The organism is Kribbella sp. VKM Ac-2568, assembly GCF_004345365.1.
In the GTDB taxonomy this organism is placed as follows: Bacteria; Actinomycetota; Actinomycetes; order Propionibacteriales; family Kribbellaceae; genus Kribbella; species Kribbella orskensis.
Window position 1 is genome coordinate 35,502 of record NZ_SLVF01000010.1, and the last position, 21,910, is coordinate 57,411.

Annotated in this window: 23 protein-coding genes and 1 tRNA gene; 15 read left to right on the top strand and 9 right to left on the bottom strand. The window is 68.3% G+C overall.

Features of this window, described 5'->3' with window-relative positions; translation table 11 throughout:
* Positions 1-340: 340 nt before the first annotated feature.
* Positions 341-775: a hypothetical protein gene (locus tag EV648_RS27570; protein ID WP_132297875.1), complete on the bottom strand. Its 435-nt coding sequence runs from the start codon at positions 773-775 to the stop codon at positions 341-343.
* Positions 776-1,167: 392 nt separating this feature from the next.
* Complete coding sequence (locus EV648_RS42740; RefSeq protein ID WP_158294083.1) at positions 1,168-1,311, bottom strand: hypothetical protein; 144 nt, start codon at positions 1,309-1,311, stop codon at positions 1,168-1,170.
* 304 nt (positions 1,312-1,615) lie between these two features.
* Here EV648_RS42740 and EV648_RS27575 point away from each other — a divergent pair, with 304 nt between their 5' ends.
* On the top strand, positions 1,616-3,385 hold the full coding sequence (locus tag EV648_RS27575; RefSeq protein WP_199234862.1) for a recombinase family protein: 1,770 nt from the start codon (positions 1,616-1,618) through the stop codon (positions 3,383-3,385).
* Here the strand turns inward: EV648_RS27575 and EV648_RS27580 are convergent.
* Positions 3,367-3,452: transfer RNA gene (locus EV648_RS27580), tRNA-Leu, on the bottom strand. The two genes, EV648_RS27575 and EV648_RS27580, sit on opposite strands and share 19 nt — an antisense overlap.
* A gap of 89 nt (positions 3,453-3,541) precedes the next feature.
* On the opposite strand from EV648_RS27580, the gene EV648_RS27585 reads away from it, so the two are divergent.
* Complete coding sequence (locus EV648_RS27585; RefSeq protein ID WP_132297881.1) at positions 3,542-4,873, top strand: M20/M25/M40 family metallo-hydrolase; 1,332 nt, start codon at positions 3,542-3,544, stop codon at positions 4,871-4,873.
* Positions 4,874-5,029: 156 nt separating this feature from the next.
* The gene (locus EV648_RS27590; RefSeq protein ID WP_132297884.1) at positions 5,030-5,791 is read left to right on the top strand and encodes an SDR family NAD(P)-dependent oxidoreductase; all 762 of its coding nucleotides are present in this window, start codon (positions 5,030-5,032) and stop codon (positions 5,789-5,791) included.
* A gap of 31 nt (positions 5,792-5,822) precedes the next feature.
* On the opposite strand, the gene EV648_RS27595 is transcribed toward EV648_RS27590, so the two are convergent.
* Together EV648_RS27595 and EV648_RS27600 are read right to left on the bottom strand one after the other, a co-directional pair.
* Complete coding sequence (locus EV648_RS27595) at positions 5,823-6,710, bottom strand: hypothetical protein (RefSeq protein WP_132297887.1); 888 nt, start codon at positions 6,708-6,710, stop codon at positions 5,823-5,825.
* 83 nt (positions 6,711-6,793) lie between these two features.
* Positions 6,794-7,681: a LysR family transcriptional regulator gene (locus EV648_RS27600; protein ID WP_132297890.1), complete on the bottom strand. Its 888-nt coding sequence runs from the start codon at positions 7,679-7,681 to the stop codon at positions 6,794-6,796.
* A 73-nt stretch (positions 7,682-7,754) separates the two neighbouring features.
* On the opposite strand from EV648_RS27600, the gene EV648_RS27605 reads away from it, so the two are divergent.
* The 5 genes from EV648_RS27605 (at position 7,755) to EV648_RS27620 (ending at position 11,399) form a co-directional block, all read left to right on the top strand.
* Positions 7,755-9,017: an MFS transporter gene (locus tag EV648_RS27605; RefSeq protein WP_132297893.1), complete on the top strand. Its 1,263-nt coding sequence runs from the start codon at positions 7,755-7,757 to the stop codon at positions 9,015-9,017.
* Positions 8,977-9,717 carry a GNAT family N-acetyltransferase gene (locus EV648_RS27610; protein ID WP_132297896.1) on the top strand — a complete coding sequence of 247 codons (741 nt, stop codon included), beginning with the start codon at positions 8,977-8,979 and terminating at the stop codon, positions 9,715-9,717. Before EV648_RS27605 ends, EV648_RS27610 begins: the two co-directional genes overlap by 41 nt.
* 56 nt (positions 9,718-9,773) lie before the next feature.
* The gene (locus EV648_RS27615; protein ID WP_132297900.1) at positions 9,774-10,229 is read left to right on the top strand and encodes an ester cyclase; all 456 of its coding nucleotides are present in this window, start codon (positions 9,774-9,776) and stop codon (positions 10,227-10,229) included.
* Between the two features lie 103 nt (positions 10,230-10,332).
* Positions 10,333-10,668 carry a hypothetical protein gene (locus EV648_RS43415; RefSeq protein WP_199234863.1) on the top strand — a complete coding sequence of 112 codons (336 nt, stop codon included), beginning with the start codon at positions 10,333-10,335 and terminating at the stop codon, positions 10,666-10,668.
* Complete coding sequence (locus EV648_RS27620) at positions 10,668-11,399, top strand: LuxR family transcriptional regulator (protein ID WP_241995672.1); 732 nt, start codon at positions 10,668-10,670, stop codon at positions 11,397-11,399. Before EV648_RS43415 ends, EV648_RS27620 begins: the two co-directional genes overlap by 1 nt.
* Positions 11,400-11,463: 64 nt before the next feature.
* On the opposite strand, the gene EV648_RS27625 is transcribed toward EV648_RS27620, so the two are convergent.
* A complete protein-coding gene (locus tag EV648_RS27625) occupies positions 11,464-12,636 on the bottom strand; it encodes an MFS transporter (protein WP_132297903.1) in 1,173 nt (390 codons plus the stop codon).
* A gap of 59 nt (positions 12,637-12,695) precedes the next feature.
* On the opposite strand from EV648_RS27625, the gene EV648_RS27630 reads away from it, so the two are divergent.
* Positions 12,696-13,691 (top strand): helix-turn-helix transcriptional regulator, encoded by a 996-nt coding sequence (locus tag EV648_RS27630; RefSeq protein ID WP_132297906.1) that lies wholly within the window; start codon positions 12,696-12,698, stop codon positions 13,689-13,691.
* On the opposite strand, the gene EV648_RS27635 is transcribed toward EV648_RS27630, so the two are convergent.
* Together EV648_RS27635 and EV648_RS27640 are read right to left on the bottom strand one after the other, a co-directional pair.
* A complete protein-coding gene (locus EV648_RS27635; RefSeq protein ID WP_132191327.1) occupies positions 13,669-13,854 on the bottom strand; it encodes a DUF5703 family protein in 186 nt (61 codons plus the stop codon). The genes EV648_RS27630 and EV648_RS27635 overlap by 23 nt on opposite strands.
* A gap of 34 nt (positions 13,855-13,888) precedes the next feature.
* The gene (locus EV648_RS27640; RefSeq protein ID WP_132297909.1) at positions 13,889-14,830 is read right to left on the bottom strand and encodes an aldo/keto reductase; all 942 of its coding nucleotides are present in this window, start codon (positions 14,828-14,830) and stop codon (positions 13,889-13,891) included.
* 51 nt (positions 14,831-14,881) lie between these two features.
* Between EV648_RS27640 and EV648_RS27645 the strand changes: the two genes are divergently transcribed.
* Together EV648_RS27645 and EV648_RS27650 are read left to right on the top strand one after the other, a co-directional pair.
* Positions 14,882-15,940 (top strand): LLM class F420-dependent oxidoreductase, encoded by a 1,059-nt coding sequence (locus EV648_RS27645; protein ID WP_132297911.1) that lies wholly within the window; start codon positions 14,882-14,884, stop codon positions 15,938-15,940.
* A gap of 5 nt (positions 15,941-15,945) precedes the next feature.
* A complete protein-coding gene (locus EV648_RS27650; RefSeq protein WP_132297913.1) occupies positions 15,946-16,773 on the top strand; it encodes an undecaprenyl-diphosphate phosphatase in 828 nt (275 codons plus the stop codon).
* 70 nt (positions 16,774-16,843) lie between these two features.
* Here the strand turns inward: EV648_RS27650 and corA are convergent, their stop codons facing one another.
* Positions 16,844-17,818 carry a magnesium/cobalt transporter CorA gene (gene corA, locus EV648_RS27655; protein ID WP_132297915.1) on the bottom strand — a complete coding sequence of 325 codons (975 nt, stop codon included), beginning with the start codon at positions 17,816-17,818 and terminating at the stop codon, positions 16,844-16,846.
* Between the two features lie 155 nt (positions 17,819-17,973).
* Here corA and EV648_RS27660 point away from each other — a divergent pair, with 155 nt between their 5' ends.
* From EV648_RS27660 to mshC, 4 genes are all read left to right on the top strand, one after another.
* Positions 17,974-18,696: a histidine phosphatase family protein gene (locus EV648_RS27660; protein WP_132297917.1), complete on the top strand. Its 723-nt coding sequence runs from the start codon at positions 17,974-17,976 to the stop codon at positions 18,694-18,696.
* A 13-nt stretch (positions 18,697-18,709) separates the two neighbouring features.
* Positions 18,710-19,285 (top strand): DUF3090 domain-containing protein, encoded by a 576-nt coding sequence (locus tag EV648_RS27665; RefSeq protein WP_132297919.1) that lies wholly within the window; start codon positions 18,710-18,712, stop codon positions 19,283-19,285.
* Complete coding sequence (locus EV648_RS27670; protein WP_132297921.1) at positions 19,282-20,073, top strand: SCO1664 family protein; 792 nt, start codon at positions 19,282-19,284, stop codon at positions 20,071-20,073. The genes EV648_RS27665 and EV648_RS27670 overlap by 4 nt, the downstream gene beginning before the upstream one ends.
* Before the next feature lie 98 nt (positions 20,074-20,171).
* On the top strand, positions 20,172-21,392 hold the full coding sequence (mshC, locus tag EV648_RS27675; protein WP_132297923.1) for a cysteine--1-D-myo-inosityl 2-amino-2-deoxy-alpha-D-glucopyranoside ligase: 1,221 nt from the start codon (positions 20,172-20,174) through the stop codon (positions 21,390-21,392).
* The last annotated feature ends 518 nt before the right edge of the window (positions 21,393-21,910 follow it).

Here is a 21,910-nt window from a genome sequence, read left to right on the forward strand (position 1 = left end):
GACGTCTGCGCTGGTGATGGTTGCGCGTAGGACGTGATTGCCTGGAGGACTCCGTCGGCGGTGCGCTGGCCGCCCTGGATGAAGTGGTCGAGGATGCCGGTGATGTGCTCCTCGGCGAAGGCGAGTTTCTTCCCGACGGTGCGTGCGACCTTGTCGGCGCCGGTGATCGGCTTCCCGGCGGTCTTCTCGAGGTCGGTGATCCTGCGTTTGACGTAGTTGATCTCCAGGAAGGTCCGGATGAGGGTGATCTCCTTTTCGCGGGTGTCGTCGAACCACCGGATCAGGCCTTCGGCCATCCGGCTGCCGACGTGCACGGCGCGCTGTACGTTCTTGGTGATCGTCATGCCGTTGACGCAGACCTGCACGACCAGATGGGGAGTGATGGTGAACGCTCCGCGCCGACCTCGCTGCGGGAGATGATGAACCCGGCGAAGACGGTGGGGTTGTCGTCGCCGGTGGCGCCGGTGAACGGCGAGCGGTAGCCCTTCAGCAGCTGGAGTGCGAACGCTGGGATCCCTTCGGCCTGGATCCGGACATACATGCGGGAGTCGGTCAGGTCGCAGCCTCGGATGTCGATCGGTACGCCGGCGCCGCGGACGCCCTCGAGGGTCGCGGTGAGGGCGTCGAGGTTGTCGATCAGCTTGAACTCGTCCGACAGCAGCGCCCGGGTCAGTCCGGGGCCCTCGCTGCCACGGAAGGTCCGGACGAGGAACGACCGGTCGTCGCCGGTTACTCGAGGGGCGTTGGGCGCACACCGGACCCGCGGAGCGCTCACGTCTTAACTCACGTGATTCAGCGGCAGAGAGTGAGAAATGTTGAATGTCGGTGACATGCTCGACAAGGCATAAGCCCAGGTCATGAGTGCTTGTGCGGGTTGATGGCAGGCAATGGGAGGTCTGGGCTCAGAAAGCGGTGGTTAGGGGTTCGATTAGCTTGCGGTCTCAGTCTTGCTGAAGGTCTCAGCCGTTACGAGTCAGTCTCGACGTCCTTCTGCTATCCGCCGGAATCGACGCCGCAACCTCGGTGTATCGCCTGGCTCCTGCTCCGTCTCTGCTCCGTGGGACGTTGCCAAACGGTGGCTAGTGATGCGAAACGGTGGGCAGATCGGTTGCCTTGGATGGCGGCTCGGGTTGCCGGGCCGAGCCGCCACTTCAGGCCTGAAGAAGGTCAGTTGATTGTCGCTTTGAGCTGGTTCTTGTGCTCGGCCAGCCAGTCGTCGAAGGACTTCAGTTCCGGGTTCAGCTCGCGAACCAGGTCGAGGCCGCGGTCGCCGGTGAAGCGGTCGGAGTCCTCGGCGTAGAACTGGAACATCTTCGCGGGCTGTTGGTCGCTGCGGCTCGCCCACATGTGTCACGGCGAGGTCTGAGGCCGCAGGTCGGGCTCGGCTCTGAGTCCTGGCCGTTGTCTGTCAGACGTTGAGTAGGTGTGGGAGCCGGGCGCGGGTCGGAGGAGGTTGGTGGGGAGCTTCGCGCTGCGCCGGCGGTGGAGGTGTCTGTTCCGGAGGAGGTTCCGGTGCTTTGTCCACAGGCTGCTCGTGTGCTGTGCCGGATTGTTGTAGGAATGGCGAGACGGGACACGGTGACGATGCGGCAGGGCAGTCGAAGGGGACAGCATCTTGAGCGACGAGGGCAACGAACAGTGGGCGGCGCTTGATGATTTGTTGGGTCTGGAGGCGCTTGCAGAGGTTTCGGGTGGTGCAGACGGCGTCGGCCGGCTTGCGTTCTATGGCCGCTGTTCGACTGAGGACAATCAGGATCCGCGGACGTCTCATGCTTGGCAGTTGGGGGAGGCTGCGCGGTTCGTTGAGCCGTTGGGTGGGCAGATCGTTGCCGAGTACTTCGATATCGGTCAGTCGCGATCGTTGCCCTGGGAGCGGCGCACTCAGGCCAGTCTGGTTCTGAGTGCGCTGAAGGATCCCAACCGGGGCTGGGATGGGCTGGTGGTGGGGGAGGCGACTCGGTGCTGGTTCGGCAATCAGTTCAGTTTGACGTGGCCGAAGTTCGATCGGTACGGGGCGTCGCTGTGGATTCCGAGTCTTGGTGGTCGGTTCGATCCTGAGAACACCGTGCACGACATGGCGATGACGATCACTGGCGGCCTGTCGAAGAGCGAGCGTCAGCATGTACAGCGCCGGGTGCGGGCCGCTATGGCCGCTCAAGTGCTGATCGATGGGAAGCACCAGGGTGGACGCGCGCCGTTTGGCTACCGGGTGGTTGACGCCGGCCCTCATCCGAATCCCCGGAAGGCTCAGGAGGGATACCGACTGCGGGTGCTGGAGATCGATGAGGTTGCGGCACCAGTGGTTGAGCGGATCTTTGCGCTGTTCCTCGAGGGGATGGGGCACAAGGCCATCGCGCATCTGCTGAACCGCGAGCGGATTCCTTGTCCGTCGGCTCATACGCCGAGTCAGAACCGTCATCGAACTGGTGATGGATGGCAATCTTCGACGGTCAGGGCGATTCTCGACAACCCTCGCTACACAGGCTTCGCGATCTACGGGCGCTGGCAGAAGGTCGAGGAGTTGCTGAACCCGGACGACGTCGCGGCTGGACATGTCGTGCGATTCAGGCGGTCAGCGCAGTCAAAGGTCGTGCGGTCACGCGAGCCGGCCCACCCGGCGATCGTCTCGATAGAAGACTTCACGCGAGTGCAGTTGGAACTGCGCGCCCGAGCGGGTGCCAGCCGTGCCGGCCGGTCGTCGCCGAATCGGACGCGAGTGGTGGCGGCGCCGACCTACTTGTTCCGCGGCGCGATCAGGCACGCAGAGTGTGGTCGCAAGATGGAAGGTGCCAAGCGTTCTCATGCGACGTTCTATCGCTGCGCCGCACGAACCTTGGTTCCCGGCGCTCGGGAATTGCTGGATCATCCTCCGACTGTCTACCTGCGGGAGGATCACCTGACCACTGAGGTGAACCGGTGGATCGGTGGACTGTTCAGCCCGCGGAATCTGGAGAGCACCGTGGCTGCGTTGGTGGGGTCTCAGGAAGGGCCGGATCCGGCCGAGGTGGCGGAGGCTGCCTTCAGGCGTCGGATCGGCGCGGCGGAGGCCGAGATGGCGCGGCTGCAGCGGGCGCTCGAGGCTGGATGGGACCCTGAGCAGCTGACGAGTCAGTACAACGCCGCAGTCGCTGAGAAACGTGCCGCCCAGGCGGGAATGGATGCGATCGAGGTAACAGAACGGCTCAGTGCGAATGAAGTCCGCGAGATGATCGCTGAACTCGGTGACATGAGGAAGGTACTCGATCGAGCGGATCGAGGGGACCTTGCTGATCTCTACAAGGCCCTCGATCTCGCGATCACCTTCGACCACCGAGAAAAGGTGGCCGAGGTCTCCATGAACCCAACCACGCATGTGGTTAAGGTCGGTGTCCGAGGGGGGACTTGAACCCCCACGCCCCGTAAAGGGCACTAGCACCTCAAGCTAGCGCGTCTGCCTATTCCGCCACCCGGACGAGTGGTGTCTGCCCCTAGTGGCGCCGACCGGAGAACCTTAGCAAACCCCACGGGTGAAATTCACATCGGGGCGGGAGAGGATGGGGGCATGACTTCTGTGACTGTCAGTGAGCGACCGTCGTACAGCCCGGATGCGGAGGTGGTGGAGCTGTGCAGGGACCTGATCCGGTTCGATACCACCAACTACGGCAACGGGAAGAGCAACGGGGAGCGGGACGCCGCGGAGTACGTCGCGGCGAAGCTGGACGAGGTCGGGATCGAGTCCACGATCTACGAATCCGAACCGGGACGGGCGAGTCTGGTGGCGCACTGGGAGGGGGAAGACCAGTCCGCTGACCCGCTGCTCGTGCACGGCCACCTGGACGTCGTACCGGCGGATCCGAAGGACTGGAAGGTCGATCCGTTCGCCGGGGAGATCTTCGACGGGTGCGTCTGGGGGCGGGGCGCGGTCGACATGAAGGACTTCGACGCGATGGTGCTGTCGGTGGTCCGGGCGCGGCAGCGGGCCGGGGTGAAGCCGCGGCGGCCCGTGCGGCTGGTGTTCACCGCGGACGAGGAGGCCGGCGGCCTGTACGGCGCGCAGTGGCTGATCAAGAACCACCCCGACACGGTGGCTGATTGCACCGAGGGGATCGGCGAGGTCGGCGGGTTCTCGCTGACGTTGAAGGACGATCTGCGGCTCTACCTGATCGAGACGGCCGAGAAGGGCATGAACTGGATGCGCCTGAAGGCCCGGGGGACCGCCGGCCACGGCTCGATGGTGAACAACGACAACGCGGTGACGAACCTGGTCGAGGCGGTGAGCCGGATCGGCAACCACGAGTGGCCGCTGCGGCTGACGCCGACGGTGAAGGAGTTCCTGAAGACGCTGGAGGAGGTGCTCGGTACCGAGCTCGACCCCGAGGACATGACCGAGACGCTGGCCAAGCTCGGCACCTTCAGCCGGATGTTCGGCGCCACGATCCGCAACACCGCGAACCCGACGATGCTGAACGCGGGATACAAGGTCAACGTCATCCCCGGCGACGCTGAGGCGCACATCGACGGACGGTTCCTGCCCGGGCACGAGGAGGAGTTCTTCGCCACGATCGACGAGCTGCTCGGCGACAAGGTGCAGCGCGAGACGGTGATCGAGGACATCGCGCTGGAGACCGAGTTCAACGGTCGGCTGGTCGAGACGATGAAGGCATGCCTAGCGGCCGAGGACCCGCAGAGCCGGACCGCGCCGCTGCTGATGTCGGGTGGCACGGACGCGAAGTCGTGGTCCCGCCTCGGCGTCCGCTGCTTCGGCTTTGTACCGCTGCAGCTGCCGCCGGACCTGGACTTCATGGGCATGTTCCACGGCATCGACGAGCGCGTGCCGACGGCGTCCCTGGAGTTCGGCTCCCGCGTCCTGGACCGCTTCTTCGACGAGGCCTGACCGGTACTGCGGGCCGCGCCGGCCCTACCCCTGTACTCCGGGCCCCCGCGACTGGATCTCGTCGTACGCCGCGTCGCTGACTCCCTTGCGGCGGGACGGAGGGAAAGTTGAGGATGGCACCAAACTGCTCCGACGGATCGGAAGAGGTCGAGGACCATGGATCTTCAGCTGGCCGGGCTGCGTGCGCTGGTGACCGGCGGTACCAAGGGGATCGGCCACGCGATCGTGGAGGGGCTCGCCGCCGAGGGCGTGTCGGTGGCCTTCTGCGCGCGTACCGAGGCCGACGTCACCGCGACCCAGGAAAAGCTGCGAAGCGACGGCGCGTCGGTCACCGGCCGCGCCCTGGACGTAGGTGACGGGGAGGCACTCACCACCTGGGTCACCGACACCGCGGCCGAGCTGGGTGGCATCGACATCATCGTGTCCAACGTCAGCGCGCTGGCGATCGGAGAGGGTGAGGAGTTCTGGAAGCAGAGCTTCGACGTGGACATGATGGGCACCGTCCGCCTCGTCACGACCGCGATGCCGTTCCTGGAACAGAGCCAGGCGCCGGCGATCGTCACGGTCTCGAGCGTGTCCGGCCGCGAGATCGACTTCGCCGCCGGAGCGTACGGCACCTTCAAGGCTGCGATCGTCCACTACACCCAGGGCCTCGCGTATCAGCTTGCGGCCAAGGGCATCCGCGCCAACACCATCTCGCCCGGCAACACCTACTTCCCGGGTGGTGTCTGGGAGAACATCGAGCAGAACAACCCCGAGTTCTACAAGGAAGCCCTCGCGCTCAACCCGACCGGCCGGATGGCGCGGCCCGAGGAGATCGCCCGCGCGGCGGTCTTCCTGGCGAGCCCCGCCGCGAGCTTCGTCACCGGCACCAACCTGGTCGTGGACGGCGCCCTGACCCGCGGCGTGCAGTTCTAACGGCCGCGGCGGTTCTAGCCGGAGTGCGGTTCTAGCTCGTACTGCGGTACGCCGGGCTCGGCTGGTCCGGTGTACCGGGCTGTTGCTGCGGGCCGACGTCCTCGCGGAGCCCCTCGTTCCACAGTTCCTTGGTCTGGCTGATCCAGAACAGTGCGAACAGGAAGATCAGCACACCCTCGATCCACAGCACGGCGTGGTCCCAGCCGAAGACCCACTTGTAAGCCGCGAGCAGGAGCGGCGCGACCACCATCGCCACGGCGATCACGGCGTACGGGTTACGGGCTGACGGCTTCGCCCCGGTCGCGGGTTTGCGGTGATACTGCCGGGCATTCACGATGACGACGATGATGATGCAGATGAACATCGCAAGCGCCGCTGTGTAATGGGCTCCTTCGTCGAATCCTTCGCGGTTCCAGAAGAACCACACGATGCCACCGACGAAGACCGCCGCCGCGACCGCCAGTCCGGCCAGATACTTGAATTCCGGCTTGTTCCTGAGCACGAGGACCGCGGTCAGCACCAGGCAGGGCGCGCCGATGATGTAGAGGGCCAGCATGTTGTTGGCGATGTTCGCCGACGGGTCGCCGAACGTCGCCGGCACCGACCGGCAGGTGCCCTCGCCCGGCGTGGGTACCAGGGCGACCGCTGGGGCCAGCATCCCGGCCACGTTCAGCAGGATGTCCTCCGGTTCGGTGCTGCCCTTCAGGATCACCATGCAGGCGCCGATGGTGATCAGCGTGCCGACGAAGATCGCCTGCGCCGGGGTGTAGTAGTAGGCGCTGATCGAGGTCTGCAGACAGGAAGGGCCGGTGTTCCACCATTCGATCACCAATGAGGTGACCAGCAGGCCGATCATTGCGATCATGGCGAGGCGTAGATAGCGGTAGGTCTTGACGGCGGAGTTGGCTGGTACTGACATGTTTCCCCCTCGGGCGAATACACCCCTGCATTGCGCAGTATCCACCCGTCGGGGCCATCGCAGAATAGCCCGGACATTGCCGTTCAGTGTCGTACCGGGGTCTTTCGGACCGGGGTCAGATGAAGGGACTCACGCAGCTGGGGGAGCAGTGCCAGCAGGCGGTCCGGTGGGGTGGGTCCGGTCACCAGGCTGAGAGTGAGGCGGTAGCGGAACGAGGCCGGGATCAGTCGCTCGCCCGGGCGGAGTTCGTGGGAGAGCGCGCTCCGGGGGATCAGGGCGAGCTGGGAGCGGCGACGGGCCATCGCGACGGTGGTGCTGAGGGTGACACCCCGGCGGGCGTTGGCGCCCAGGGCGATCAGCCGGGAGCGGACCTCGTCGCCGCCGCGGTCGTAGGTCGAGAACGGCAGATCGCGCTCTCTGAGCGGCAGCTTGCCTTTCCCGGGTGGAGCGACACCGGGAGGTGCGAAGAGCACGAGTTCGTCCCGGCCGACCGGGCGGGCGACCGTACCGCGAGGCAGCACCATCTGGTCGGCGATCGCGATGAAGGCCGCGTCCATGGTGCCTTCGGCAACGAATGCGACGAGCTGCTGGCCGTGGTCGACCTGCTGCTCGAGGTCGAGGTCGGCCAGTTCCGCGTCGAGGACCGGGAACAGGATCGGCGCGAGGCTGGCGAACGTGCCGACGACCAGTCGCCTGCCCGTGGCGGCGGCCCGGGTGGCGTCGTACACCTCCTCGAGGTGGCCGAGGATGTGCTCGGCGCGGCGGGCGAGCTCGTGGCCGGCCGGGGTCGGTCTGGCGCCGCGGGTGTCGCGGAGGAACAACTGGGTGGCGCAGGTGCGTTCGAGGCGGGCCAGACGCTGAGAAGCGGACGGCTGGGAGATGCGCAGTTCCCGGGCGGCGGTGCCGACCGAGCCGGTCCGGCTGATCGCCAGCACCAGCTGGAGGTCCTCGACGGAAGGTGATGAAGCCATAGGGACACCCTATGGCCGGCTGCTAGTTGCTGCTGGCTACCAAATGGCCGTCCGCAGGCCGAGGATCGAAGGTGTGAGAGCTCGTCGGGATGCGTTGTTCTTGTTGGCAGGCGGTGGTTCCGCGGATCTGGCGTTCCGAGTCGCGCAGGTGGCGTTGCCTTTGGTGGTATTGCAGGAGACGGGCTCGGTGGCGGCCACCGGATTGGCGGGCGGTGCGTCCGGGATCCCGGTGTTGCTGTCGCCCTGGTGGGCGCGCCGGGCGAGGCAGTGGGTCGACTCCGGGAGCCGGCTCGCGGTGGTCGCGGCTGTTCAGGCGATCGCCTTGGCGATGGTGCCGGCGGCCGCTGCTTTCGGGCTGCTGCATGCGGGTGTGCTCATCCTCAGCGGTCTGTTGCTCGGCTGCGGTGAAGCGCTCTCCACCCCGGGCCGCAGTGCGCTGCTCGCCGACACAGGAGACAGCTGGGACAAGGAAGTGCGAGACCCGGTGAGGCGAGATCGGGCGGTGGCGTTGCTGATGTGGCAGGACGGGGTCCGGCGGGTGGGGATGGTGGTCGGGCCGGTGATCGGCGCGCTGGCAGTAGGCGTCGGCCTGACCGAGGAGTTGCTGTGGGTGGAGGCTGCCGCGGTCCTCGGGGCAGGGATGTTGGCGGTGGGGATCGTGGGGGAGCGCTCTCCGGCGACCCGGGGGGTGCCGTCCATCCGGGGGAGTCTGGTGGGGCGGCAGGACGTGCTCTACGGATGGATCGCCCGAGGTGCAGGTTGTCTGACCTGGTTCTCGTTCACGCTGGGGTTGTCGGTGATCGGCGCGGAGCGCGGGCAGCCGGGGGTCTACCTGGCGGCGGGGATGTCCGGGTACGGGATCGGCTCCGTGGTCGGGACGATGATCTCGCTGGCGGTGGTCCGGAGGTTTGCGCCGGTGCCGCTGGCTGGGGTCGCTTGGGCGCTGATGGGGTTGTGCTGGATCGGGATGGGGGTGTGGACCACGCCGGCCGCGGTCGCAGTACTGGGTGGGTTGTCGGGAGTGACTGTGGTGCTGGGGATCGCGGCGATCTCGTTGCAGATCACGAGGACCTCCGCAGGAGCCGAGCGGCGGGCGTTGTTGTCGGGGCAGTCGGTGGTCGTCAACGCGAGCAGTTCGGCCGGCCTGTTGATCGGCGGTCCGGTGATCGCGGTGGTCGGAGCCGAGCACACGTTGATCGGCTCGGGCTTGCTGACGGGTGCCGTGGCGATCGGCGTCGTGGTGGCGAGCAGAAACAGGGCTGCGCGCGAGACCGCGTCCTGCCAGACTGCGGACCATGTCCGAGATCGTGATCAGCACGCTGGCCGAGCGGCCTGAACTGGGTGACCGGCTGGCCGACTTCGAGGGTGGCTGGCCGGAGTTCATCCTGCATGACCCGATCGGCAACTCGCTGCTCGTCCGGGTCTACGACCTCTTCCCCGAGCAGTGCCTGGTGGCGACCGACGGCGATGAGCTGATCGGCCACGGTGCGAGCATCCCGTTCGTGTTCCCGAATGAGCATCGTCGGGAGTTGCCGGACGGCGGGTGGGACCGCGTGCTGGTGTGGGGGATGGCCGACGAGCGACGTGGTCACGAAGGGAATGTGTCGAGCGCGCTCGAGATCGTGATCCGGCCGACTCACCTCGGTCGGGGACTCTCTCACCTGATGCTCCAGGCGATGCGGGAGGCCGTGAAGGTGAAGGGCCATCAGACGCTCTACGCGCCGGTCCGGCCGAACGCCAAGGAAGACGCGCACCAGCCGATGACGGAGTACGTCCAGCAGGTCCGCGGGGACGGGTTGCCCGTCGACGCGTGGCTCCGGGTGCACGTCAAGGCCGGTGGCAAGGTGATCAAGGTGGCGCCGACGTCGATGGTGGTCGCCGGCACGCTCGCGGACTGGCGCGAGTGGACCGGTCTGCCGTTCGACCAGGACGGCGACGTCGTCGTACCGCAGGCTCTGGCGCCGGTCCGCTGCTCCGTCAAACACAACAACGCCGTGTACGTCGAGCCGAACGTCTGGGTCCGCCACGACCTCTGACATACCCCAACTAGTCGGGGTACCCCGCACGCCGGTGGCGGCCGACGATCGGTTCCATGACATCGACAAAGCAGGACACAGCGCACGCCACAGGGCACACCGCAGAGCAGAACAAGGCCACGGTCCGGGACTTCATCGACGGCCTGTTCACCAACGGGGATCTTGGCGCGGTGGACACCTACCTGGCCGAGGACTTCGTCAACCACGACCCGCCGTTCGGGGTCCCGGCCGACCGCGAAGGCATGCGCGCGGCTGGGGCGATGATGCGAGCGGGCTTCCCCGACTGGCACAGTGAGATGCACCAACTGGTTGCCGAGGGCGACATCGTGGTCGAGCGCTTCACGGCAGGGGGCACCCACCGCGGCGAGGTGATGGGGGTGGCGCCGACCGGCCGGACCGTCAGCCTGCCGGGCATCAACATCTTCCGTCTCCGGGACGGGGTCATCGTCGAGCGGTGGGGCCGGCTGGACGACCTCGGCCTGCTCCGCCAGCTCGGCCTCACCCCGGCGTAACCGTGCCCGGCGCAATCTCGCTCGGCGTGACCTTGCTCCGGCTCAGCCTCGGTCCGACGTGAGCTCGGTCCGGTCGGAAATCGCTCGGCGTAGCATCGAGGCCATGGCCGCTCGTGCGGACCGTCTGGATGTCCTGATCCGCCGCTGCTACGCGGGACTGGAGACCGGAGAGCTGCGGGCCGAGGTACTCGCCCGGCTCCACGGCATCCTCACCGTCGACGCGGCTTTCTTCGCCACCGTGGACCCGGCCACCCTGCTGTTCACCTCGGCGACCGCGGACGATCCGCTCCGAGCGGTGACGAGGGCGTTCCTGGCCAACGAGTTCGGCCGGACCGATGTCAACAAGTTCGCGGTACTGGCGGACTCCGCCGATCCGGTCAGCTCGCTCGACCACGCGACCCGTGGCCGCAGGGCTGCAGCGCACGATCCGTCGAGGTGATGGCTCCGCTGGGCCTGGGTGACGAGCTCCGCGCCGCGCTGCCCTCGGGCGGCCGCTGCTGGGGTGTGATCTGCCTTCACCGGGAGGATGCGACTGCGGGCTTCAGTGAAAGAGACTTGGCGGTGGTTCGGAGGCTCGGACCTCACCTTGCCGAGGGGCTGCGACGAAGTCTTGGTGGCGGCAAGCCGCTGCCCGCCATGGACCTGGGTGCCACACCGCGGCCTGGGCCTGGCGTCGTCCTCCTGGATGCAGACCTCGCCGTCGTGTCGATCAGCCCTGAGGCCGAGCATTGGCTGGCTGAACTGGATGACCAGGATTGGTCCCGGCGCAGTGAGCTGCCTGTTGCGGTCCGGGCGGCCGCCGCCCAGTTGCGACGACTTCACGAGTTGCCGATCGGCGTCTCCGCGCCGGTGCTGAAGTTGCGCAGCCGCGCGGGGCGCTGGATCGCGGTCCACGCGTCGATCCTGCGAGGAGCGACGGAGCAGACCGCTGTCGTGATCGAGCCGGCCAACCCGACCCAGCTCGGCTCCTTGCTGCTCGACGTGCACGGCCTGACCCCGGCCCAGCAGCGGGTGACGACGCTGGTACTCCGAGGCCGTTCGACCCGGCAGATCGTCGATGAGTTGCACCTGTCGCCGCACACCGTGCAGGAGCACGTCCGTGCCGCGTACGACAAGGTCGGCGTCGGCAGCCGCCGTGAGCTCATCGCCGCCCTCCTCGGCGAGCACTGAAAGAGCCACCGCTTCCGGGTGCAAGCCGCTAGCCAGCCGCGGTGGGCACACGCCGGAGCGGAGGTCAGAGGGGCACCCTCGTGCGGACTCTCAGACCTGGCGCGAGGGCGGCGGTCACCAGTAGGGACAGGACGGCGGCGCCGGCGATGGAGATGGCTGGGGTGGAGAGTTCGGCGCCCAGTCCGACGACTGTGGCGGAGAGGGCTTGGGCGGTCATCATGCCGCTGCCCGCCAGGCCGAGGCCTTGGGCTCGCAGTTCCTCGGGGACTACAGCCAGGAACTGGTCCTGCAGGGCCAGCGACGCCGCATAACCGATGGACGCCACCCCCACGGCAGCCACCGCGACCGACACCGCAGGCTCCAGCAGGAACAGTAGATAGGGCGCGGCGAGTAGCAGCCGTAGTGGGATCACCAGGCGGTTGCGGAGGTCGCGAGGTACCCAGCGGCCGAACACGATGTCCCCAACGAGCATGCCCGCTGCTGCCGCTACGAAGAGCGCGCCGGCCGCGTCGCCGGCGTACGGGACGAACAGGGCCTCGGCGCCGACTATGAGTCCGTTGGGGATCCACTGGGCGAGCAGCAGCGAGCGGGTAGTGCGGTCGCCGAGTAGGCGCTTGTTGCCGTCTGTGGTGGTGCGGATGGTTGCGGCGCCGGTTGCCTTGGGTGCTCTGGGCCGCAGCCCTAGCCGGGTCACCAGCGCTGTGGCGAGGGCGAGCTCCGCACTGACGAGCAAGGCGGCTCGGGGCCCGACTGCAGCCAGCAAGGTGCCGCCGACTCCGAAGCCGACGATCTGCATCGCGCCGACCGTGATGTTGAGTACCGACCTGCCCAGCACATACCCGTCCCGCGGCAGTACATCCACCAGTACTGCGGTACGCACCGCGGAGGCGACCGCGTCGACAACGCCGAGGGACATGATCAGGGCGAAGATCCCCCAGACGGGCAGCACCTTAGCGGCCAGCAGCAGAGCACCAGCCGCGCGCACGCAGTCCCAGGCCGCCAGGAAGCCGCGCGGTGGTACCCGGTCGGCCCAGGAGAGCAAGGTGGCTGCTCCGAGAGCCTGGGGAGCGAAGCCGGCGAGATAGGCGAGCGCGGCCAGCAGCGGCGACGAGGTGGTCGCGTAGACGAGAGCGGAGAGCGCCAGCATCTGCATGGTCGATCCCGCGACGGAAGTGGCTCCGCCGGCGAAGAGCACCCGGAACTCGGAGACGGTGAACAGTTCGCGATAAGTACGCACCCGCCGAGGTTGAGCCAGACGCCCACCCAAGAGCTACTGTTTCGCCAGGAGACGAAACGATGACCATTCTGAAGGTGAGTCCTGACAACCTCGCGACGGCCCGGTTCGCGGTGTCGCCGATGGTGGAGACCGTCAGCGCGCTGATCATGCTCAGCGGCCTCAAACGACCCGCCTGGCTGGCCGGCTGGATCGACGAGCACCAGAGCAAGGTCAGCAAGCTCCGAGCCGCCGACCCACTGGTGGACGCCCTGGTGACGCTGCTGACGACCACCGGCTGGCTGCCCGACTTCTTCACCAGGCCGCCTTCAGGCGGGATGCGGACCACCTTCGCTGACGAGCTGGCCGCAGTACGGACCGTTGGGCCGGAGGAAGCGCGGTCTGATCTCACCACGGCCGCTGGTGGCCGCCTGCCGCGAGCACTGGACCACCCGGATCTGGCGGAGCGGGTCGCGGACGTGCTCGAGGAGGTCTGGACGTCTGTGCTCGCTCCCGACTGGCCGCGACGTCGGGCGGTGCTCGAGCGGGACATCGTGCAGCGGGCCGGACTGCTCGCCGCCTATGGCTGGAGCCGAGCGCTGGACGGCCTTGGACCCTCTGTCCGCTGGCTCGGGAGAGGACAGCTGGAGGTCAATCGGCACGACTACCCGACCCGTGTGCTGGCTGACGCCCAGCTGCTGCTGGTCCCGTGCACACTCGACAGCGGCTGGCTCTGCATCGACCCGCCACGGGCCTATGCCGTCGTCTACCCCGCCAGGGGGACGGCCCAGGCGCAGGAGAGCGCAGTACCGGGTGGGATCGACAGGTTGATCGGTGGGAATCGTGCGGCGGTCCTGCGGGCGTTGGAGAGCCCGGCGAGCACGAGCCAGCTGGTCGCGGTCCTCGGCCTCGGGCTGGGCACGGTCGGAGACCACCTGGCGGTACTGCGGGACGCGGGCGCGGTCGGTCGAACCCGCACCGGCCGCTCCGTCCTCTACCACCGCACCGAGCTCGGCGACCTGCTGGCCAGGACCGCAGTACCTGGGCAGCTGGACCCTAAAAAGTCCGCATCACCTTGATGATGCGGCGGCGTAGCCAGACCCGCCTGGTGCCGTCGGGGTAGCGCCTCAGCCGGGCGAGCTCCCAGCCGCCGTACTCGGCGTGCTCGGTGAGCAATCGCCGCACGGCTCCGCGCGACTCCGTCCTGGACACCTCGAACTGCTGCAGCTCGTATTCAGCCATCCGCACCTCCGAACCCTCCGGAACCTTCTCTACCTCACGAAACGTCCTCCAGCGCCGCCACGATGGCCGGCGGCAGAGTGAGTTCTTCCACACCCAAAACCGACTTCAGTTGCATCGCCGTCCGGGCTCCGACGATGGCCGCTGTCACCCCCGGCCGGTCCCTGACCCAGGTGAGCGCCACCTCGAGCGGGGTCCAGCCGAGGCCGTCAGCGGCCCTGGCTACCGCTTCCACGATGCCCGAACCTCGCCCGTCCAGGTAGGGGTCGACGAATCTCGACAGATGTTGGGACGCCGCTCGCGAGTCCGCGGGAATGCCCGTCCGGTACTTCCCAGTCAACACACCGCGCCCAAGCGGCGACCACGCCAGTACTCCGATGCCGAGGCCGCCCGCCGCTCGAATGGCGTCCGCCTCCGCGTCCCGGGCGAGCAGCGAATACTCCACCTGGTTCGACACCGGTACTGCGCGGCCGGGCCATGCCTGCTGCCAGGTGACCGCCCGGGCCGACTTCCAGCCCGCGTAGTTCGACACGCCGACATACCGGACCTTGCCGGAGTTCACCGCGTGGTCCAGCGCCGACAGGGTCTCCTCTAGCGGCACGTCGTCGGACCAGGTGTGCAGCTGCCACAGGTCGATGTAGTCGACGTTCAGCCGGCGCAGGGAGCCCTCGAGATCGCGGAGCAGGGCGCCGCGTGAGGTGTCGGTGATCCGCTCGCCGCGGCGGACGCTGAAGCCGGCCTTGGTCGCGATCACCAGGTCGTCGCGGTCCACCACGTCGCCGAGCAGCGAACCGATCAGCCGCTCGCTGTCGCCGTCCCCGTACGCCGCTGCGGTGTCGACCAGGGTGCCGCCGGCAGCGACGAAGGCCGCGAGCTGCTCGCGGGCCTCGTGCTCGTCGGTGTCGCGGCCCCAGGACATGGTGCCCAGGCCGAGCCTGCTCACCGTCAGACCGCTGTGACCGAGATAGCGCTGCTGCATGTACCGAGCCTATTGCGGGCCACCGACAACGGCTCGTTAGGCTCGCCTGTCATGCGACTCGGACTCAACATCGGCTTCGTCCTCGGTGGCGACGACCATCTGGATCATCTGAGGGTGGTGAGGGAGGCCGAGGCGCTCGGGTTCTCGGTCACCTGGGCCGCGGAGGCGTACGGCTCGGACGCCGCCACGCTGCTGAGCTGGATCGCCGCCCAGACCTCCACCATCGACGTAGGCGCCGCCGTGTTCCAGATCCCGGCCCGGACGCCGGCGATGACCGCGATGACCGCCGCGACGCTGGACAAGCTCTCGAACGGCCGGTTCCGGCTCGGTCTCGGCGTGTCGGGGCCGCAGGTGTCCGACGGATGGCACGGGGTCCGCTTCTCTCAGCCGTTGCTCAGGACGCGTGAGTACGTTGCGATCGTGAACTCCGCCCTGCGCCGCGAGACCGTCGCGTTCGAGGGCTCCCACTTCACCCTGCCGTTGCCCGACGGGCCCGGCAAGGCGCTCAAGCTGACCATCCGGCCGGTCCGCGACCACGTGCCGGTCTACCTGGCCGCCGTCGGCCCGAAGAACCTCGAGCTGGCCGGCGAGATCGCCGACGGCTGGCTCGGCATCCTCAACGAACCCTCGTACCTGGGAGAGCAGTTGAAGCACATCAGGGCGGGCCGCCAGGTCCGTCAGCCCGAGCTCGGTCTGGAGGGTTTCGACGTCGTCGCGTCGGTGCCCACCGTGGTCGGGCACGACATCGCCGCCTGCGCCGACCCCGTGCGTGGCTACACGGCCCTCTACATCGGTGGGATGGGCAGCCGGGAGAAGAATTTCTACAACGCGCTGGCTGTCCGGATGGGGTACGCCGACGCGGCCAAGGAGGTCCAGGACCTCTACCTGGCGAAGAAGCACCGCGAGGCGATGGCCGCCGTACCGCAGAACTTCATCGACTCGGTCTCGCTGCTCGGCGGCAAGGAGCGGATCGCCGACAAGCTCACGGCGTACGCCGAGGCGGGCACGACCACGCTCGCGATCACCCCGTTCGAGCCGACAGTGGAGAAGCGGATCGACACCCTGCGGGTGGTCGCCGAGGCCCTCGAGCTCGCCGGGATCGGTGACTGACCTCCATGACGATTTGGGACGCCATCATCCTCGGCATCGTCGAGGGTCTGACCGAATTCCTGCCCGTCTCGAGTACCGGCCACCTCACCATCGCGTCGAAGATGCTCGGCCAGCAGATCGACGACCCGGCCATCACCGCGTTCACCGCGGTGATCCAGTTCGGCGCGATCGCGGCCGTGGTGCTGTTCATGTGGAAGGAGATCCGCAGGTATGCCGTCGGATGGTTCCGCGGCCTGCGCAAGCCGGAGTACCGCGGTGAGTTCGACCACCGGATGGGCTGGTTCGTGATCGTCGGCTCGCTGCCGATCTGCATCGTCGGGTTCCTCGCGAAGGGCATCATCGCCGGACCGCTGCGCAGCCTGTGGTGGGTCGCGGGATCGCTGATCGTGTGGTCGTTCTTCATGGTCGCGGCGGAGCGCCTGGGCAGCAAGAGCCGCCCGCTGGAGAAGCTCACCCTGACCGACGCGATCGTGATGGGCCTGGTCCAGTGCCTCGCGCTGATCCCCGGTGTCTCCCGCTCGGGCGCCACCCTGGTGGGCGGTCTGTTCCGCGGCCTGGATCGGGTCGCCGCGACCCGGATGGCCTTCCTGCTGGGCATTCCGGCCCTGGTGGGAGCGGCCGTCTTCGAACTGCCGGACGCCCTCGGCGGTGACGTCGGGCTCGCCCCGGTCCTCGTCGGCACGCTCGTCAGCTTTATCGTCGGCTACGCCTCGGTCGCGTGGCTGCTCCGCTTCGTCGCCAAGCACTCCATCGAGATCTTCGCCTTCTACCGGATCCTGCTCGGCGTGGTGATCCTGATCCTGCTGGCGACCAGCACCATCACCGCCACCTGACGTTGGGCCCCGCAGTACTGCGAGCCGCATTGCACGGCGTCCGCAGTACTGCGGACGCCGCGTCGGCTGGTCAGAGCCAGCCGGCGCGGCGGAAGCCGGCGTACATGACGCTGCAGACGGCCGCCATCAGGGCCAGGCAGGCGAAGTAGCCGTAGTACCAGCGCAGCTCGGGCATGTTGTCGAAGTTCATCCCGTAGATGCCGGCCAGGGCGGTCGGGACGGCGGCGATCGCGACCCAGGCCGAGATCCGGCGCATGTCGTCGTTCTGCTGTACCGAGACGCGGGCCAGATGGGCGCTCAGAGCGGAGCTGAGCAGCGCGTCGAGGCCCTCGGTCTGGTCGGCGACGCGGTTCACGTGGTCGGCGACGTCGCGGAAGAACGGCGCGGCCTGGGCGCTGATCAGCGGGATCTCGGCGCGGGCGAAGGACCCGATCGGCTCACGCAGCGGGACGATCGCGCGGAGCATCTCGAGCACCTCGCGCTTCAGCGTGTAGATCCGCTCGGCGTCGTTGGTGCGCTCGGAGGAGAAGACCGACGCCTCCACCTCGTCGACGTCGATCTCGACCGCCTCGGCGACCGTCTCGTAGCCGTCGACGACCGAGTCGCAGATCGCCCAGAGCACCGCCGCCGGGCCGTGCCCGAGGATCGAGGCGCGCTCCTCGAGTTCGTGCCGGGCGGTGGCCAGCGGAGCGCCCTCGCCGTGCCGGACGGTGACGACGTACCGCTTGCCGACGAAGACGCTGACCTGGCCGGTCTCCACCGCGTCACCCTCGTCGACGTACCAGAGGGTGCGCAGCACGACCACGATCGATTCGCCGAACCGCTCGACCTTGGGGCGCTGGTGCGGTTTGAGCGAGTCCTCGACGGCGAGGGGGTGCAGGTCGAAGAGTTCCTGGACCCGGCTCATCTCCTCGGCGGACGGTTCGTGCAGGCCGACCCAGCCGAAGCATCTGCCGTCGTCGTCGATGGCCTGCGCGACCGTCTCCGGGTCGCGGGGCAGGTCCTGCCGCTCACCACCGGCGTAGACACCGCAGTCGACGATCACCCGTCCATGATCGCACCGGCGCCCGGCCGGTCGCCGCGTACTCCGCTCTCCGGGGTTCGCGCCGCCGTCAGCGGGGTGAGCTGTACTGCGCTTGCCGTCGTCGGCTGGTGAGATCTTGTGCACGGGACTTGTGCCGACCGGATACCGTGCGGTCTATGCCCACGGTGATTCTGGTCCGGCACGGCCGTAGCAGTGCCAACACCTCCGGTGTCCTCGCCGGCCGGACCCCAGGGGTGAAGCTCGACGAGGTGGGCCTCCAGCAGGCCGCCGCGGTGGGGGAGCGGCTCGCGGAGTTGCCGCTCGCCGCGATCGTCACCTCGCCGCTCGACCGGTGCAAGCAGACCGCGGCCGCGATCGCGAAGCACCACGAAGCGTTGCGTCCGGCAACTGATCGCCGGTTGACCGAGTGCGGGTACGGCGACTGGACCGGCAAGAAACTGAGCGGGCTGATGAAGGACCCGCTCTGGCCGGTCGTCCAGCAGCACCCGTCGGCCGTCACGTTCCCCAACGGCGAGTCGATGCGGGCGATGCAGCAGCGCGCGGTGGATGCCGTCCGCGCGCACGACGCCGCGCTCGCCGCCAGCCACGGGCCCGGCGCTCTCTGGGTGGCCGTCTCGCACGGCGACGTGATCAAGGCGATCGTGGCCGACGCGCTCGGGCAGCACCTCGACACGTTCCAGCGGATCGTCGTCGACACCGCTTCGACGACGATCATCACCTACACCGCGACCAGGCCGTTCCTGGTTCGCCTGAACGACTCTGGCAGCGAGCTGGCCTCACTGGTCCCGAAGCCCGAGACGCCGGCGAAAGGCCACCGCCGGAAGTCCGCCGTACAGTCCAGCGCACAGTCCTCCGACGCGGTCGTCGGCGGACGGTAATAGGGTTTCTGACATGGCGCGCGTAGTGCATTCGTATGACGATCCGGACCGGTTCGTCGCCGGCACCGTGGGAGAACCCGGTGCCCGGACCTTTTTCCTGCAGGCCCGGGCGGGTGCCCGGCTGACCTCGGTGGCCTGTGAGAAGGAACAGGTGATGGCGCTCGCGGAGCGGCTCGACGTGATGCTGGACGAGGTGGCCCGGCGGTTCGACCGGGAGCCGTCCACGCCGGTCGGGATGGACGACACCGACCCGCTCGAGCAGCCGATCGAGGAGGAGTTCCGGGCCGGCACCATGACGCTGGCCTGGGAGGCCGACGCCGAGAAGGTGGTGATCGAGGTCTTCGCGGTGGTGGCCGCGGATCCGGCCGAGCTGGAGGAGACCGACCCGGTCACGGCGGCGATGGAGTCCGACGACGCCGAGGTGTTCATCGTCCGGATCAGCGAGGAGCAGGCCCGCGCGTTCGCCCGCCGGGCCGTCGCGCTGGTCGCGTCCGGCCGGCCGAGCTGCCCGTTCTGCGGCCGCCCGATCGACCCGGAGGGGCACATCTGCCCGCGCGCCAACGGCTACCGCAGGCACGTCCGCGAATGATCGATCTCGACCTGCTCCGCAGCGGGGAACTCGCCCTGCACGGACGGCTCGTCGCCGCCTCCAACGGCACCTTCCAGGGATCCGTCAGCGCCGGCGACCAGTCCGCGACCGTGGTCTACAAGCCAGTCGATGGCGAGCGGCCGCTGTGGGACTTCCCCGACGGCACGCTGGCCCAGCGCGAGTACGCGGCATACGTCGTGTCGGAGGCGCTCGGCTGGAACGTGGTACCGCCGACGCTGCTGCGCGACGGGCCGCTCGGCGAGGGCATGGTCCAGCTCTGGATCGACGAGGCGGAACTGCCGCCGGGTCAGACCGAGTTGGTCGACATCGTGCCGCAGGGCCGGGTGCCGAAGGGCTGGGTCGGGGTGTTCGACGCGCTCGACGGCCGGCACAACCCTGTGACGCTGGTGCACGCCGACAACGACGCCCTGCGGCGGATGGCGGTGTTCGATGCCATCGTCAACAATGCCGACCGCAAAGGCGGGCATGTGCTCGATCCGGGCGACGGCCGGGTGTTCGGTGTAGACCACGGGGTCACCTTCAACGCCGACGACAAGCTCCGCACGGTGCTGTGGGGCTGGGCCGGTACTGCGGTTCCGGCCCAGCTGCTGGAGGACGTGCGGAAGCTAGCGGACGAGCTCGCCGGGAAGCTGGGCGCCGAGCTGAACGAGCTGATCACGGCCGTCGAGCTCACCGCGACCCGCGAGCGGTGCGCCCAGCTCCTGAAGACCGGCACCTTCCCGTTCCCGAGCGACGAGTGGCCCGCCATACCGTGGCCCGCTTTCTAGGTCGTCGGTGGCGCCGGGGCGTGACGGAAGAGGCGGATCCGGCGAGTCTTGAGACGGCCGTCGTGTCGCGAAATTGCTGACTGGATAGGCTCCATCCCATGCAGGCGTGGACGAAACCAGAAATCCCGGTCGTACCCGGGCCGGCCCGGCGTCTTCGCCTCTACGACACGGCGTCCGCGGGGCCCGTCGAGGTACCGCCAGGCACGGATGGCCCGGCGCGGATGTACGTCTGCGGCATCACGCCGTACGACGCGACCCACATGGGCCACGCTGCGACGTACGTCACATTCGACCTGATCAACCGGCTCTGGCGCGACGCCGGCTACGAGGTGCACTACACCCAGAACATCACCGACGTCGACGACCCGCTGCTCGAGCGCGCGACCGCGACCGGCGTCGAGTGGACCGATCTGGCCGCCCGCGAGATCCAGCTCTTCCGCGACGACATGACCGCGCTCCGGGTGATCCCGCCGCAGGAGTACGTCGGCGTGGTCGAGTCGATCCCGCTCGTGGTCGACCAGATCGCCGAACTGCAGCAGGCCGGCGCTGTGTACTCCGTCGACGGCGACCTGTACTTCGCGGTCAAGGCGGACCCGGCCTTCGGCAGCGTCTCCAACTACGACGCGGACACCATGCGCGAGTTGTTCGCCGAGCGTGGCGGCGACCCGGACCGCGAGGGCAAGCGCGACCCGCTCGACGCGTTGCTCTGGCTGCACGAGCGCCCCGGCGAACCGGCCTGGGACTCCAAGCTCGGCCGCGGCCGGCCCGGCTGGCACATCGAGTGCTCGGCGATCGCGCTGAAGTACCTGGGCATGACGATCGACGTCCAGGGCGGCGGATCCGACCTGATCTTCCCGCACCACGAGATGTCCGCGAGCCAGGCCCAGTGCGCGACCGGCAAGCACCCCTTCGCCCGCGCCTACGTCCACCAGGCCATGGTCGGCCTCGACGGCGAGAAGATGTCGAAGTCCAAGGGCAACCTGGTCCTCGTCTCCAAGGAACGCCAGGCCGGCACCGACCCGATGGCGATCCGCCTCGCCCTGCTCGCGCACCACTACCGCACTGACTGGTTCTGGACGGAGTCCGATCTGCTGGCCGCACAGGAGCGCCTGGACGTCTGGCGCGGCGCTGTCACCCGCGGCTCGGGTCCTGACGGGGCCGCCGCGGTTGACGCGCTCCGCGCTGCGCTGACCAATGACCTGGACACCGTGGCCGCCCTGGCGGCGATCGACCAGTGGTCGGAAACCAACGGCGACGACACCACCGCCCCGGCGCTGGTAGCCGAGGCCGTCGACGCCCTGCTGGGGATCAAGCTCTAATACAGTTCGCCGGTACGCCGGTACGCCGGTACGCCGGTACGCCGGACGGGTGGTACGCCGGACATCAGGCGCGGGTGGTTCGTCGGGCATGGGTGCGGGTGGTTCGCCCGGCAACGGATGCGGGTGGTTCGCGGGCTCCGCTGCGTGATGGTGCTAGTCGTGCTGGTGTGCGTCAAGAGCGCTCCGCGTCCCTTCGGGATCGAAACAAGTTTCGACTCTTGACCCACCCCATCCCGACCAGGGAAGGACGCAGCTACGCGGATCCCGCGCAGAGGTCTGAGCCGGTCCGGGGTGGTGCTTTCGGGGTGGGTGTACGGACCGACAGGTAGTACTGGGCCGGTCGCGGAGGTTCCAGGCGTGGGTGGCGCGTCGGGGTGGTATGTGTAGCGACTACTTCCGGTCCGTCGGTACGCCAGCGGCCCCCGGGGATGGGTTTTCGTCCCGGTGGGTGGTGGTTGTGCCCGATTCGGGGGCTGGTGCTGGCGGGTTGTTCGACCACTGGCAGGTCGTTCGACCAC